Annotated in this window: 15 protein-coding genes and 1 riboswitch; all 15 genes read left to right on the plus strand. The window is 36.8% G+C overall.

The window, feature by feature from the left end; all coding sequences use genetic code 11:
* Positions 1-62: 62 nt before the first annotated feature.
* The 15 genes from LDX54_RS04660 (at position 63) to LDX54_RS04730 (ending at position 15818) form a co-directional block, all read left to right on the plus strand.
* Positions 63-3203, plus strand: coding sequence for a DNA polymerase III subunit alpha (locus tag LDX54_RS04660; RefSeq protein WP_265666744.1), 3141 nt, complete (start codon positions 63-65; stop codon positions 3201-3203).
* Positions 3204-3367: 164 nt separating this feature from the next.
* A complete protein-coding gene (gene pfkA, locus LDX54_RS04665) occupies positions 3368-4327 on the plus strand; it encodes a 6-phosphofructokinase (protein WP_046324790.1) in 960 nt (319 codons plus the stop codon).
* 29 nt (positions 4328-4356) lie between these two features.
* On the plus strand, positions 4357-6126 hold the full coding sequence (gene pyk, locus LDX54_RS04670) for a pyruvate kinase (protein ID WP_187157155.1): 1770 nt from the start codon (positions 4357-4359) through the stop codon (positions 6124-6126).
* Positions 6127-6299: 173 nt separating this feature from the next.
* Positions 6300-7187 carry a S1-like domain-containing RNA-binding protein gene (locus tag LDX54_RS04675; protein ID WP_187157156.1) on the plus strand — a complete coding sequence of 296 codons (888 nt, stop codon included), beginning with the start codon at positions 6300-6302 and terminating at the stop codon, positions 7185-7187.
* Positions 7180-8088 carry a site-specific tyrosine recombinase XerD gene (gene xerD / locus LDX54_RS04680; RefSeq protein ID WP_187157157.1) on the plus strand — a complete coding sequence of 303 codons (909 nt, stop codon included), beginning with the start codon at positions 7180-7182 and terminating at the stop codon, positions 8086-8088. Before LDX54_RS04675 ends, xerD begins: the two co-directional genes overlap by 8 nt.
* Before the next feature lie 9 nt (positions 8089-8097).
* Complete coding sequence (locus LDX54_RS04685) at positions 8098-8457, plus strand: hypothetical protein (protein ID WP_046324794.1); 360 nt, start codon at positions 8098-8100, stop codon at positions 8455-8457.
* Complete coding sequence (locus LDX54_RS04690) at positions 8454-9191, plus strand: segregation/condensation protein A (RefSeq protein WP_122037561.1); 738 nt, start codon at positions 8454-8456, stop codon at positions 9189-9191. The genes LDX54_RS04685 and LDX54_RS04690 overlap by 4 nt, the downstream gene beginning before the upstream one ends.
* Positions 9181-9789: an SMC-Scp complex subunit ScpB gene (gene scpB / locus LDX54_RS04695; RefSeq protein WP_046324796.1), complete on the plus strand. Its 609-nt coding sequence runs from the start codon at positions 9181-9183 to the stop codon at positions 9787-9789. The genes LDX54_RS04690 and scpB overlap by 11 nt, the downstream gene beginning before the upstream one ends.
* Positions 9790-9791: 2 nt before the next feature.
* On the plus strand, positions 9792-10508 hold the full coding sequence (locus tag LDX54_RS04700) for a pseudouridine synthase (protein ID WP_046325201.1): 717 nt from the start codon (positions 9792-9794) through the stop codon (positions 10506-10508).
* Positions 10509-10536: 28 nt separating this feature from the next.
* Positions 10537-10651: riboswitch (FMN riboswitch) on the plus strand.
* An 82-nt stretch (positions 10652-10733) separates the two neighbouring features.
* Complete coding sequence (locus LDX54_RS04705; protein WP_046325202.1) at positions 10734-11420, plus strand: ECF transporter S component; 687 nt, start codon at positions 10734-10736, stop codon at positions 11418-11420.
* 103 nt (positions 11421-11523) lie between these two features.
* Positions 11524-12000, plus strand: a complete 477-nt coding sequence (locus LDX54_RS04710) for a LysM domain-containing protein (RefSeq protein WP_265666743.1) — start codon at positions 11524-11526, stop codon at positions 11998-12000.
* A 38-nt stretch (positions 12001-12038) separates the two neighbouring features.
* Positions 12039-12725, plus strand: a complete 687-nt coding sequence (cmk, locus tag LDX54_RS04715; RefSeq protein ID WP_265666742.1) for a (d)CMP kinase — start codon at positions 12039-12041, stop codon at positions 12723-12725.
* Between the two features lie 60 nt (positions 12726-12785).
* Positions 12786-13991, plus strand: a complete 1206-nt coding sequence (gene rpsA / locus LDX54_RS04720) for a 30S ribosomal protein S1 (RefSeq protein ID WP_046324799.1) — start codon at positions 12786-12788, stop codon at positions 13989-13991.
* 58 nt (positions 13992-14049) lie between these two features.
* The gene (gene der, locus LDX54_RS04725; RefSeq protein WP_265666741.1) at positions 14050-15357 is read left to right on the plus strand and encodes a ribosome biogenesis GTPase Der; all 1308 of its coding nucleotides are present in this window, start codon (positions 14050-14052) and stop codon (positions 15355-15357) included.
* Positions 15358-15542: 185 nt separating this feature from the next.
* Positions 15543-15818, plus strand: a complete 276-nt coding sequence (locus LDX54_RS04730; protein ID WP_046324801.1) for an HU family DNA-binding protein — start codon at positions 15543-15545, stop codon at positions 15816-15818.
* Positions 15819-15893 lie beyond the last annotated feature (75 nt).

The raw sequence follows: 15893 nt of genomic DNA on the forward strand, positions 1-15893 counted from the left end.
AGGTTTTCAATCCAAAAGATAGCTTTTTGGTATACTAAATTATATGGAGGGTGACCCAAAAAATGAAATATGCTGCATTACAGAATCTTAGTTCTTTCACACTTTTAGAAAGTCCAGTAAAAATTTATGATTTGGTTACTACTGCCAAAAAATTAGGCTATGAAGCTGTTGGATTGACCGATGTCAATGTCACATACGGGTTAGTTAACTTTTTTGAAGTTGCTCAAAAAGTTGGTATTAAACCACTTTTAGGGATGCAATTAAGATTAAACGGCTTAATTGACAGTGCTCACCAATATGATCTGATAGCACTGGCAAAATCTGATGAGGGTTACCGTAATATTTTGCGTTTATCAAGTAGAATTAACCTTTTGACGGATAATGGCAATAAGCAAAAAATCTTAACTTTAGCAGATTTGACTAAGGATTTGCATGAACTGATTTTGATAGAACCGGCAAATTCTCACAGTGAGTTGTTGAACTTGCAGGTACAAAATGACAAATTAGGGACAGATTTTTTGCGACAATTAATCAATTTAGTACCTAAGTCAAGTTCTCTTTATATTGGTGTTTATGGCAATGAAAAGCAAAAAAAATACATTCAATATGTTAAAACTTTGTCAAAGCAATTTGATTTACCATTAGTTAGCGTTGAAGATACTTGTTACTTAAAACCGCGTGACCAGTTTTTACGCAAAACTTTGCAGGCCATTAAAAAAGGAGAGGTGTTACAGGATACTGCCGAACTAGCAAAGCAGTCAGGTTCACATTATTTACCAGCCGTTCAGGAATTAAGTAAGCGCTACCATGAATTAGACTTGGATGACGCATTAAGTAATACCGGAAAGATAGCCTCTTTATGTAATGCTAAAGTTATTTTTCAAACGCCTGTCTTACCGAAATATAAGCAAAAAAAATTTACAAGCTCAAAGGATTACCTAAGGTATTTGGCCGAGAACGGCTTAAAGAGTCGTTTTAAGCAGCGCCAAGTTCCTGCAAGTTATCAAAAGCAGCTCAATTATGAGTTGCAGGTGATCGATCAAATGGGCTTTAACGACTATTTTTTGATTGTTTGGGACGTAGTAAACTATTGTCATCGAACTGATATTGTGATGGGTCCTGGCCGGGGATCGGCATGTGGATCTTTAGTTTCATATGCACTTAACATCACAGAGGTTGATCCACTTGAATATCATTTGCTTTTTGAGCGTTTTCTTAATCCAGCTCGCCACGAAATGCCTGATATTGATTTAGATATTCCTGACAATCGCCGTGACGATGTCATTAAGTACATGTTTACCAAATATGGTATGGATCACGCGGCACAAATTCTTACTTTTGGTACATTAGCGGCCAAACAGGTTTTGCGTGACACCGGACGGGTTTTTGGCTTGCAGGAAATGCAATTGAGTGAATGGTCAAAAAGCGTGCCTTTTGCAAAGGGTAAAATTAGTCTGGCTCAAGCCTATAAGGAATCTAAAAAAATGCAAATGCTGGTAAACGCCAGTGATACCAACAAACTGCTTTTTCAAACTGCCAGTGGCTTAGAGGGGTTACCACGACATTACTCAATTCATGCTGCTGGTTTAGTTGTCAGTGATAATTCTATTGCTGCCATTGCGGGCTTACAGGCAGGCCAACTGGGGATACCCTTAACGCAGCAAACTAAGAAATACGTGGAAGCTCTGGGTTTGTTAAAGATCGATTTTTTAGGGTTGAGAAACTTGACTATCCTCGGTGATACCATAAAAATGATGCGTGAACAAGGTAAAAAAATCGCTTTTAATCAGATTCCTTTGGACGATCCGGCAACTTTAAATATTTTTCAAAAAGGCGAAACAGAACTAGTTTTTCAATTTGAATCTGCTGGGATTCGTAATGTGCTTCGGGAACTGCACCCAGATAATTTTGAAGATCTGGTAGCAGTCAATGCACTTTACCGTCCAGGTCCAATGCAGAATATTAACACTTTTATTGCTCGCAAAAAGGGTAAACAAAAAGTCACATATCCTGATCCCAGTTTAAAGACAATCCTGGCTCCAACATATGGAATTTTAGTCTACCAGGAACAGGTTATGCAGACTGCTCAGGTTTTAGCAGGCTTTTCTTTAGGCGAAGCTGATATTTTACGCAGGGCAATGTCAAAGAAGGACCAAAAAGTTATTGAACAGGAAAAATCTAAATTTATCTCTGGTGCTGTAAAAAAGGGTCATAGCATTCAAGTTGCCACTCGGGTATATGATTATATTGAACAATTTGCTAATTATGGCTTTAACCGTTCTCACGCTGTTGCGTATACTATGATTGCTTTTTGGCTGGCTTATTTGCAGGTTCATTATCCCGCTGAGTTTTATGCGGCGATGCTTAATTCTAATATCGGAAATCAAAATAAAGCAAGCGAATATATAATGCGTGCACAAGAAGACGGCGTTAAAATTTTGCCACCTGACATTAATAAAAGCACTTTATGGTATCAGGTAATTGATGGTCAAATTTTAGTTGGTCTCAGAGCAATTAAGGGTGTTAGAATTGATTTTCTTAAAGAGATAATTGCTAAGCGCCAGACAAAACCATTTACTTCTTTAGCAGGCTTTTTACGGCAAATTGATACTAAATTTATTAAAGCCAACAGTATTACAAATGTCATTGAGGCTTTAATTAAAGCAGGCTGTTTTGACCGGATAAACAAAAATCGTAACGAATTATTGCAAAATTGCCCTGAAACTATTGAAAATGTGAAATTGACAGGAGAGAATTTAGCTTTATCAGAAGGTCTGGGAGGTATACCCGTCAAAGCTGCCCCTGAACCAAGCAAACAGGAAAAAGCAGTCATGGAGGTAGAGTCTTTAGGCTTTTCTACGTTAACATCACCGTTAATAACGGTAGAAAAATACGCGCAAAAGTTTAATGCCAAATCACTAAGTGAATTTCAAATTCATGAAAGCGGCATAGCTGTAGGAAAATTGATGTCATTAAAATTAGTCAGAACTAAAAAGGGTCAAACCATGGCTTTTGGTAATTTTGCCGATACGACTAGTAAGCAGGATATTGTAATTTTTCCTGGTGTTTATGATAAAATTCAATCGAATTTAAAGGAGGGTAATATTTATTTATTAGGCATTAGAGTTCAGAATAATCGTTTCGATTCGAGTAAAAAACAATATATTCTAACAAATTTAAAGGTTGTTAATTTACAAGAGTAGGTTTTTGGGTTAAGCGTTAACAAAATAATTAATGTTACCGCTAACATCAAAAAAGACCGTCAAATCAAGAATTTTAATCCTTTTTTGTGAGATTTTTTCGTGAAAGAATGTTAAAATTTAATGGATGTGAGAAATTACACAATAAATCTTGATGAGGTGAATTCATGAAGCGAATTGGAATTTTAACGAGCGGTGGCGACGCTCCGGGCATGAATGCGGCTGTTAGGGCAGTAACTAAAACCGCTATTCATCATGGACTTGGTGTTGTTGGTATTCGTTATGGTTTTGCCGGGCTTGTAGCCGGTGACTTTGTAACCTTAACTGCTGAAAATATTGATCACATGATTAATGCAGGTGGTACTTTTCTCTACAGTGCCCGTTACCCAGAATTTGCACAAAAAGAAGTGCAAGAAAAAGGAGTAGAGCAATTAAAAAAGCATGACATAGATACCGTAATTGTTATTGGCGGTGACGGTTCATATCATGGTGCGCTGGCATTAACCCGTTTGGGAATTAATTCTATTGGTTTACCAGGTACCATTGATAATGATATTCCTTACACTGAGTATACAATTGGTCTTGATACCGCCTGCAATACTGCTATGCAAGCCATCGACAGAATTCGTGATACTGCCAGCAGTCATCACCGTGTTTTTGTTGTGAATGTAATGGGACGAGATTGTGGTGACATTGCTATGCGCGTTGGTTTAGCCAGCGGCGCGGATGCTATCGTCGTTCCAGAACGGCAATTTGATATTAAAGAAATTGCGGACAGATTAAAACGTGGTTTCAAAGACGGCAAAGACAATGGTATTATCATCTTGGCTGAAGGTGTCATGAATGCTGCTGATTTTAGAACCGAGCTTTTAAAATACGGTGATTTCGATTGCAGAGCCAATATTATTGGTCATATGCAGCGTGGCGGATCACCTACAGTTTTGGATAGAATAAATGCTACAAAAATGGGTAATTATGCAGTTAAGTTACTTCTTGATGGTAAAGGCGGTTTAGCTGTCGGTATGGAGAATGGCCAACTGGAAACCCACGATATTCTGGATTTATTTGATGAAAAACATGCCAGCGAAGAGTCGTTAATTGATATTAATGAAGAAATGACTAAATAATTAGTCGATTTTGGGGAGATTTTTAAATAATGAAGAAAACTAAAATTGTTAGCACCTTAGGGCCAGCTTCAAATGATATTGAAACTATTACAGCTTTGGCTAAGTCAGGCGTAAATGTATTTCGTTTCAACTTTTCACATGGTGATCATGCTGAGCATCTGTCACGGATGAAAATGGTTCGTCAAGTCGAGAAAGAAACTGGCTTAGTACTTGGTATCGCATTAGACACCAAAGGTGCTGAGATTAGAACCACTGATCAAGAAGGTGGCAAGTTTACCATTAATACTGGAGACCAAATTCGTGTATCGATGGATGATTCCAAGCCGGGTAACAAGGACATGATCCATGTTACTTACGAAGGTCTTTATGGTGACACCCACGTTGGTGGTCATGTTTTAATTGATGATGGTTTAGTTGACTTATTAATTAAAGAAAAAGACGAAGAAAAGAAAGAGCTAGTTTGTGAAGCGCAAAACACTGGTGTTATCGGTTCTAAAAAGGGTGTTAATGCACCAGGAGTTGAAATTCGCCTGCCAGGAATTACTGAAAAAGATACTGATGACATCAAATTTGGTTTAGCTAATGGCATTAACTTTATCTTTGCTTCGTTTGCACGTAAGGCGCAGGATATACTTGATATCCGTAAGCTGTGTGAAGATGCAGGTTGTGATTATGTTAAGATTTATCCTAAGATTGAATCACAAGAAGGTATTGATAATGCTGACGAAATCTTGCAAGTTTCAGATGGTTTAATGGTTGCTCGTGGTGACATGGGTGTTGAAATTCCATTTATTGATGTCCCATTTGTTCAAAAAGATTTAATCAAGAGAGCAAACGCACTTGGTAAGCCAGTTATTACTGCTACCCAAATGCTTGACTCAATGCAAGAAAATCCTCGTCCAACTCGTGCTGAAGTATCAGATGTTGCCAATGCAGTTCTTGATGGTACTGATGCAACTATGCTTTCTGGTGAATCCGCCAACGGTTTGTACCCAGTTAAAGCTGTTTCAGCAATGGCTGAAATTGATGAAAGAACTGAACAAGAACTTCTTAAGCGTAATACTTTGGCTCTGCAAAGATTTGAAGAATACAAGGGTTCAAACGTTACTGAAGCTATTGGTGAATCTGTTGTGCGGACTGCCCAAGAATTAGGTGTTAAAACCATTATTACTGCAACTAATTCAGGCTATACTGCCAGAATGATTTCTAAATATCGTCCAAACGCCAATATTTTGGCCTTAACTTTTGACGAAAAGATTCAACACTCACTTGGCATTTCTTGGGGCGTTCAACCTTTGCTTACTGACAAACCAGCTTCTACTGATGATATGTTTGAAGTAGCAGCTAATGTTGCCAAAGAACAAGGCTATGTAAAAGATGGTGATTTAGTAATCATTGTTGCTGGTGTTCCTGTTGGTGACTCTGGTACAACCAACTTAATGAAACTACAAATCATTGGTAGCAAATTAGCTCAAGGTCTAGGTGTAGGTAACGGCTCAGTTGTTGGCAAGACAGTTGTGGTTAATAGTGCTGAAGAAGCTATCAGCAAGGTTAAAGAAGGCGACATCATGGTTGCCAGAACTACTGATCCTGATTACATGCCAGCTATTAAGAAGGCTTCAGGTTTAGTTGTTGAAGCTTCTGGATTGACTTCACACGCTGCAGTTGTCGGGTTATCATTAGGAATTCCAGTTGTTGTTGGTGTTACTGATGCTACTGAAAAGATTGGCAGTGGTATTACTATTACTGTTGATGCTCGTCGTGGTGCTATTTACCAAGGTGAAGTTTCAAATCTTTAATTAAAGTAAAATGTGAAAATAGCCAGTAATCAGTACTGGCTATTTTTGTTTGCCTTTGATCGTGGTAAATTAAATGAAAATCATTAGTTAATTTGGTTTGACTGATATCAATTTAATCCGCTAAAATGATATACTTGTTATCAGATCCAATATCTAGACTTAGGAGAATAATCATGCTAGGCACTATTGCAACTGGAAAAATAATAGATCAAAATGAAAATTCTTTTTTTGTTCAAGTCGAAGGTTTGACTTACGAATTGAAAAGAAAGGAAATTACTCAAGAAGAAAAGCCAAAACTGGGGGATCAAATCAAAGGATTTTTGTATGATAACAAACAGCATAATCGGGAAATGACCCAGTTTCTACCCTTTGCTCAAGAAGATCAGTATGCTTGGAGCAAAGTGACTGAAGTCAAGTATAGCTTAGGTGTATTTGTAGATATTGGCTTGCCAGATAAAGATATAGTGATTTCCTTGGATGATCTCCCTTATGACAAACAACGCTGGCCTGAAGTTGGTGATCAACTGCTAGTTCATCTTGAAACTGATGAAAAAGATCGTATTTGGGCAAAAATGGCGGATGAAAATATTTTTGAACAACTTGCAGCTCATTTTCCTGACGGCATGAATAATAAAGATGTTTTTGGGACTGTCTATTCAGCCCGTGAAGTAGGAGCATTTGTAATTACTAAAGAATATTATTTAGGCTTTGTTCATCCTTCACAAATGGCTCGTCCACTTCGTTTAGGTGAACAGTTTAAGGGTAGAGTAGTTGGTGTCAGTCAGTATGGCCGCTTAAATTTGAGCAGCCTGCCGCGATCTTTTGAAGAAATAGATGATGACGCGCAGATGATTTTAATGAGTTTGCGCAGAAAAAAAGATAAAACATTACCTTTTTATGATAAATCTGATGCAGAGGATATTAAAAACTATTTTGGCATATCAAAATCAGCTTTTAAACGAGCATTAGGACACTTGTTGAAGGGAAAATACATAGTGGAAGATAAAACTACTGGAACAATTTCATTACTTAACGACCCCGAAGAAGACAAAAATGAATAATTTGAATAAGTTAACAGAACAAGTTGAGGACTATTTAAGATTTAGTCAGATTGAGCGAGGATTAAGTGCTAATACAATCACTGCTTACAAGCAGGATTTAAGCTCTTTCATTGATTTTTTACAAAAGGAAAATTTAACTTCCTGGCCGACTAAAGCAATTGATATTGATGCTTTTTTGGCTGAGCAACGCGATCAAAAGAAAGCAACAAGTTCTATTAGTCGTTTAATTTCAAGTCTGCGAAAGTTTTACCAGTGGCTGGTAAGACAAAATATTCAAAAATTGAATCCTATGCTTGAAATAGACTCACCCAAAAAACGTCGACCTTTACCAGTTGCTTTAACCACAGTCGAAGTTACTGACTTACTTAAGCAACCTGATATAAAAAAGAAGCTGGGATTACGAGACCGTGCTTTACTTGAAACGTTGTACGCAACAGGAATAAGGGTGAGCGAATTAATAAACCTTAAATTTACCGACTTGCATGAAGAATTGAAATTAGTCAAAGTTTTTGGTAAAGGCTCAAAAGAACGGTTGATTCCTATTAGTAAAGTTGCTTTGTCCTGGATTGATAGTTATAAAGAAAAAGTACGTGATCCCTTGATATTGAAAGTGGGAAAAAACACGGATTTTATTTTTCTGAACAGTCGCGGCGGTTCTCTAACTCGACAAGCTGTGTGGCAAATTATCAAGCATTACTGCAAGTTGGCTGGTATTCAGAAAAACGTTACCCCTCACACTTTAAGACACACCTTCGCTACTCACCTACTTGAAAATGGGGCTGATTTGCGTGTGGTTCAAGAAATTTTAGGACACTCGGATATTAGTACTACACAAATTTATACCAATTTGTCCCAGAAACATATCATACAAGTATACGAGAAAACTCATCCTCGAATTTAAGGTGATTAAATGTTAATTGAATGTAAAAATGACACGGAAAAAGTAGCAATGGGTTTGTTATCCTATTTACCGGATTTTAAAAATCTCGCAAATCTTAAGGATGAAATTCAATTAAATAAAAATAGTGCTGAATTTTGTCTATATCTTTATCGGTCTAAGGATCCTAATTTTATTGGTGTGATTGGCACGCAAGCGAATAAACAATTTGTTGTCATTCGCTACATTTCATTTGCTCCTGATTTTCGCAAAGCTAAATATGAAGCAAAGGCAGTACAAGAACTGGCTCAAAGTAATCCCCAAAAAAGAATTACGGCTGTTCCTGAATATATTGATCTGATTAAATATTTAAAAAAGGACTCAAAAATATGAGTGCTAATCTTACTTTGGAATTACCCAATTTTGAAGGCCCTTTAGATTTGTTGCTGCACTTAATTAAAGTACAGAAAATTGATATTTATGATATTCCGATAGCCCAAATTACCAGCCAATATTTAGCCTATTTACATCAAATGCAAAGTCTTAATTTGAAAATTGCCGGTGAATACTTTGTCATGTCATCATTGTTGTTACGCATAAAGTCTCAATCACTACTGCCGCAAAATGATTTCATAGAAAATGATGAGGAACAGGAAGATCCTAGGGATGAACTCGTACAGCAGCTTATTACCTATTCAATATTCAAAAAAATCTCGGTTTACTTTAAAAAGCGTAACGAAAAGGTTCCCATTACTGCTGCTAAAGAGGAAAGCGTGCCCCTTAGTAAAAAGATTCAGCCGTTACCTCGAGGACAAATTACTTCCACCGAATTGGCTAATACGTTTATTTTAGTATTACAAAGAATGAAGATCAGACAGCCAGATATTGTTTCGGTTGAGGTGAAAGAAACCTCTGTTAAAGAGATGAGTACTTTTTTGCAAACCGAATTGGCAAAGTGCAAAAAGGTCAGTTTTTTTGCATGTTGTCAAAAAATGAAAACTTTATCTGATGTTATTGGTTTGTTTTTAGCATTGCTTGAACTTTGTAAAAAGCAAGAATTGCGGGTAACACAAAATAGAACATTTGGCGATCTGAACTTGGAAAGAATTGATAGCGATGATAACTAAAATTGCCCAGTTAGAGGCTCTATTGTATGTGGCCGGTGATAATGGCATTGAAAGCACTAATTTGTGTGAACTGCTGCAAATTGGCAAGCCTGCACTGCGCGAATTAACTAAAAGCTTGCAGGAAAAATTACAGCAAAATTCGGATTCAGGTCTGCAAATACAGCAGCTGAACGATTCTTATAAATTAACAACCCGGCCGGAAGTAAGCAAAACAATTGAAAACTTTTTTCAAAAAGATTTAACTAAAAGTCTTAGTCAGTCCGCTTTGGAAATATTAGCAATTGTTGCTTATAAGCAGCCTATTACTCGGATAGAAATTGATGAAATCAGAGGGGTAAATTCATCTGGTGCTTTACAAACATTAATTTGGCGGGGTCTTGTAAAGATAAATGGCAAAAAAGAGGCTCCGGGACACCCTAATTTATACGTGACCACTGACTATTTTTTGCAGTATTTTGGTTATCAAAGTTTAGCCGATTTACCTCTAATTGAAGATTTTGAAGATGATAGTGTTAATGCCGAAGGTGAAATCGATTTATTTGCGGCTAAGGGTCAAGCAGATAAGAATATTGCTAAAACTCAAAAAGGAGAATCATAATGGTGTTAGAACGATTACAAAAAGTAATTGCTGAAGCTGGAATTGCTTCACGACGCAAGGCTGAAAAAATGATCACCGCAGGGCGGGTGACAGTTGATGGTAATGTAGTTACAAAATTAGGTACTAAGGTAGATACATTTAGTAATATTACCGTCGATGGTGAACCAATTGAGCGGGAAAGTTTGCACACATACCTTTTTTATAAACCGCGTGGGGTGGTATCGACTGCCAGCGATGACAAAGGCCGAAAAACCGTTGTTGACTACTTTAAAGAATTGCCCTACCGCTTGTACCCAATTGGCAGACTAGATTATGACACGTCAGGTTTACTCTTGATGACCAATGACGGAGAGCTTGCAAATTTATTGATGCATCCACGCAATAATGTAGCAAAAGTATATGTTGCTAAAATTACGGGTGTGCTTTCTCCTGCAGAAATCAGTCAGCTTACCCACGGAGTAAAAATTGATCGTCATAGATGTGCTCCGGCTAAAGTTAAAGTAATTAGAACTGACCGCAAAAAAAATAGCCAAATAGTACAGTTAACTATTCATGAGGGGCAGTATCATCAAGTAAAAAGAATGTTTAAGGCTGTTCATCATCAGGTTAAAAAATTAGCACGTGAAAGATATGCCTTTTTAACCCTGGATTCTCTGATTTCCGGAAGTTTTCGCGAATTATCGCATGAGGAAGTTGACAGATTAAAAGACGTAGATTAAGATGGTATTGAAAATTAAATATTAAGTTTGTTGTCTTCATGGCAGGGTGAAAATCCCGACCGGCGGTGAGAGTCCGCGACCCACGAAAGTGGTGGAATCTATTGTGATACCGATAGTTAAAGTCTAGATGAAAGAAGACAGACTAAACTAAAAGCCAAGATCTTTAGCTTACTTTTACTCGGTCTGTTGCTAGAAGCAACAGACCGAGTTTTTTTGGAGGTAAGAATTTTGCAAAGAAAAGGCAGAAATAATTTGGTCAATATAGTAGCATATACTTTAATTGGAACAATTGCATATGTATTAATGCTTTTGGAAATACCATTGCCTGTCACCAGCTTTTTAAAATTTGATTTTTCTGATGTTGTAATTACTATTGGTACTTTTTTATTTGGTCCATTACCCGGCATTTTCATCGCGTTTGTGAGAATGCTAATTAATTTAATATATAAAGGTTTTGCGCTACCAAGTTTAGTGGGTCAATCTGCTGCCTTTTTAGCATCAATTTCATTTGCTTTGCCGTTTTATTATTTGACTAGAAATATCAATAAAGATGAAAAGAGTTTTACTAAAAAACATTTAAAACCAATCTTAGGTATAGTTCTTGGCATTATAGCGATGGCTTTTGTTTTGTCAGTTTTAAATGCTCTGGTTCTAACACCTTTTTATGCAGCAACTACGGTACCCAATTTGCCAGCTATTCATGGTTATTCAGGTCTATTGGCGTTTACTGAGAAAGTTTATTTGGGCAAATTGCTCCACATTCCATCAATGAGTGCCTATATTTTTGGCATTATTGTGCCGTTTAATTTATTAAAAGGGGCAATAAATGGTACGGTGGTTTACTTATTGTTTGAAACTGTTTTGAGAACAATCAAACCATTTGTCAGGAAAAACTTCAATTTAAAAAACTAAAATCAGAAATTATGAAATCGGTCTATTAAATGACCGATTTTTTTATCCACTTAAATGGTAAATATGCTAAAATTAAACAAGTTAGGTAAGGAGGCTTTTTAAGATGACTAATAATCCTAAGGGACCATATCAACATTATAAACGTCCGCAAAAAACCAGAGTTGAAACATACAGCTCTGGTTCTAAAGGTTGGATTGTACTCATTGTTTTACTTATAATGATACTAATTGGCCTTGTTCCAGTAGTACATCATTTAGCAGCGAATAATAATTCAAGTAATAAAATAGTTGAAGTACGCAAAATTCATAAAAAAGCTGCCAAAAAAGCAAACGTTAAAGCTTCTCCTGCAAAAAACAAACTTGTCGAAAATAAAACTAAAAGCAAACCGAAGGCAAAACCAAAACCTAAGATTAAGCATAAAAAGAAACACGTGAAAACTAAACAATATATAGTTCAAAGTGGAGATTCTTTAAGTAGTATTGCTCGTCGTTTTAAAATTTCTGTTGGTCAGTTAGCTGAGTTAAATCAACTTGATCCTAACAGTCAGGTGGATATCGGACAAGTACTGCGTATCAAATAACTTAGAAAGGATAGGGACTGCAGTCCCTTTTTTATTGAATGCAAGTAGCAATTGATGGACCAGCTTCAGCTGGAAAAAGTACAGTAGCAAAGATAATAGCTCAAAAATTGAACTTTACGTATATTGATACGGGAGCAATGTACCGTGCTTCTACCTGGTTAGCACGTGAACACAAACTTAGTTATAGTGATGAAAAAGGCATATTGGCTGCTATTGATAAAGAAAAAATTGAACTGAAAAGCGAAAATGGCCAACAAAAAGTTTTTGCCGGCGATAAGGATATATCTCAAGATATACGTACACCGGATATTTCTGCTCACGTTTCTCAAGTATCAGCTTTGGCAGATATCAGAGCTAAAATGGTCAGTTTGCAAAGACAAATGGCCGGTCAGATGAATGTAGTGATGGATGGTCGTGATATTGGGACCACAGTTTTGCCTGCAGCTGACGTTAAAATCTTTTTAGTTGCGTCTGCTCATTCTCGAGCCCAAAGAAGAATGCTTGATTTTAAAGAAAGAGGAATTAAAACTAACCAGTCCCTTGAAGAAATTGAACAAGACATACTGGAAAGGGATTATAAAGATTCGCATCGTAAAATTTCACCATTAAAAAAGGCACTTGATGCTATTGAAATAGACACAACTTCTATGACTATAGACCAGGTAGTTAATGCAATCTTATCTGAAATTAAAAAAAGTCAAAAAAACTATAAAAAAAGGGTATAAAACAGTAGAAAAATATCAAACTTTCATTTAGAATTAGAGTATGATATTGGGAGGTAAATAATGTCAGAAAACAGTAATCAATTTTTAGATGCATTAAAGCAAATGCAAGGAGTTGAGGTCGGAGATATTGTAGATGTTGAAGTCTTAGACGTTGAAGAAGGTCAAATCGATGTTGGTGTTGAAAATGCCGGTATTGAAGGTGTAATTCCTCGTCGTGAATACACTTCAGATCGCAACGTTGACCTACGTGAAGCAGTTAAACCAGGCGATAAGCTCAAAGCTTTAGTTTTAAGAAAAGCCGGCGGAGACAAAGAGAATGGTGAATTCTTCTTCTCAGTTACCCGCTTGAAGGAAAGAGAAGCTTACGATGAACTGCAAAAAGATTTTGAAGCCGGAAAGACAATTGAAGGCACAGTTACTTCTTCAGTTCGTGGTGGTTTGTTAGTAGATGTAGGCACTAGAGGATTTTTGCCTGCGTCATTAATTTCTAACCGTTATGTTTCGGATCTTAAGCCATTTATCGGCAAAACCATGAAACTTAAAATTACTGAAATTGATCCAAGTAAGAACCGCTTAATCCTTTCTCACAAAGATTTAATTGAAGAAGAACGTGAAGAAGCTTTTGACAAGGTTGCATCACAGTTAGTTGTGGGTGATGTTGTTGAAGGCAAGGTTTCCCGTTTAACTAATTTTGGAGCTTTTGTTGATGTTGGCGGTGTTGATGGTTTAGTCCACATTTCCGAGATCTCATACAAACATGTTGATAAGCCAAGCGATGTTTTAAAGGCTGGTCAAGATGTCAAAGTTAAAGTAATTGGTATTGATGATGATAGACATCGCATCTCCCTTTCAATTAAGCAAACTGAACCTTCTCCTTTTGAACAAGCTACAGCTGACTTACACGAAGGCGATGTGTTTGAAGGCGAAGTTAAATCTTTAACTAACTTCGGTGCTTTTGTTGAAGTAGCTGATAATATTCAAGGTTTAGTTCACGTTTCTGAAATATCATATAAACACGTAGACAAGCCAAGTGATGTTTTAAAGGTTGGTCAAAAAGTTAAAGTCAAGGTCTTAAACATTGACCCTGGTGAGCATCGCATTTCACTTTCTATGAAGGCTGCTGAGCCCAAGAATTCTGAAAATGAAGGCAATCGTTCACACAGTTCATATAACCGCAATTCAGTAAATAAAAAATATATGAACAATGATGACAGCGGCTTTGCTTTAGGTGACATCATAGGTGACCAATTAAAAGATCGTCGTTAATTTAATAAAAAAGCCGACTCTTAAGTCGGTTTTTTTATTTGTAAAAGGAGGCTGAAAAATGGTTTTACCCGTAGTTGCAATTGTAGGACAGCCTAATGTTGGTAAATCAACGCTTTTCAACCGGATTATTAATCAACGGTTAGCAATAGTTGAAGATAAACCTGGCGTGACTAGAGACCGTAATTATGCGCAAGCTGAATGGTTGGGGCACACATTTGATTTGATTGATACTGGTGGAATAACTTGGGAAAATAGTAATATTGAAGAAGAAATAAGAGCCCAAGCTGAAATAGCAATTGAAGAAGCTGATGTAATCATCTTTTTAACTAATGTCGCTAATCATGTAACAAATCTTGATGAGCGCATTGCCCAAATGCTTTATCAAACTAAGAAGCCAGTGATTTTAGCTGTAAATAAAGCTGATAATCCTGAGCAGCGGATGGACATTTATGATTTTTATAGCTTAGGTTTTGGCGATCCTATTCCTGTTTCAAGCGTGCATGGCACGGGTATTGGAGATTTGCTGGATCAAATAGTGCAAAGTTTGCCTAAAGACTTGGAGCAAAATGAGAAGGAGCAAATTTCTTTTAGTGTAATAGGACGGCCTAATGTAGGAAAATCATCAATTGTCAACCGCCTTGTCGGTGAAAATCGTGTAATTGTTAATAACGAAGAGGGAACGACCCGTGATGCAGTTGATACCCCTTTTGAAACAGATGGTACTAAATTTAGAATTGTTGATACAGCTGGTATAAGGCGCCGGGGAAAAGTTTACGAAATGACTGAAAAATACTCAGTAATGAGAGCAATGGGTGCAATTGAGCATTCTGATGTAGTCTGCCTAGTACTTGATGCCAGCACAGGCATTAGAGAGCAGGACAAGCATGTTGCTGGATATGCCCACGATGCTGGAAGAGGAATTATTATTGTTGTCAATAAATGGGATTTGCCTAAAAAAACAAGTAACAGTGGCAAGGATTTTGAGCAAATTATTCGTTCAGAATTTCAGTACCTAGATTATGCTCCTATTTTGTTTGTTTCAGCAAAAACGGGGCAGAATCTGGCTAAAATTCCGGAGATGGTTCGAAGAGTTTCTCATAATCAACAACAAAGAATTAAATCCAGCGTTTTAAATGATCTCTTACTAGAAACAAGTAAGTTAGTTCCGACGCCTATGATTAAAGGAAAAAGATTACGAGTTTACTACATGACGCAGGTAGCCACTAATCCACCAACTTTTGTCGTATTTGTCAATGATCCTGAATTAATGCATTTTTCATATCAGCGCTTTTTAATTAACCAATTAAGGGAAAATTTTGACTTCTCCGGCACTCCCATAAAAATTATTGCTCGAAAAAGAAAATAGTTTGTATCTACCAAAGACACAAAAATCACATTTTTAGAGGTAATTGCTTGTTGTATCAAGGGTTTTGTGCTATTTTGAAATCAAGGAAAAAAGTGGTTCCAATAATCATTTATTCCCTGTTCCTCAATTGAGGAATTAAATAAGGATCTTACTAAGAGATTCAAGTTACAGGAGGTGAATTCCCAATGGCAAATAAGGCAGAATTAGTCACTGAAGTTGCAGCAAAAGCTAAATTAACTAAAAAAGATGCAGCTACAGCAGTTGATGCAATTTTTAGTTCTATCCAAGAAGATCTAGCTAAAGGTAAAAAAGTACAATTAATTGGCTTTGGCACTTTTGAAGTGCGTAAGCGCGCAGCTCGTAAAGGACGTAATCCACAAACAGGCGATGAAATCCAAATTCCAGCAAGTGTTGTACCTGCATTTAGACCTGGTAAAGCTCTTAAGGAAGCTGTTAAATAGCTCAATGACTTTATTTAAAAGATGGTGGCTTAATTCGCCATCATCTTTTTTGTTTGATATTATTTGTAGCTGTAA

It is taken from the genome of Lactobacillus sp. IBH004, from assembly GCF_026185255.2.
Classification (GTDB): Bacteria; Bacillota; Bacilli; order Lactobacillales; family Lactobacillaceae; genus Lactobacillus; species Lactobacillus melliventris.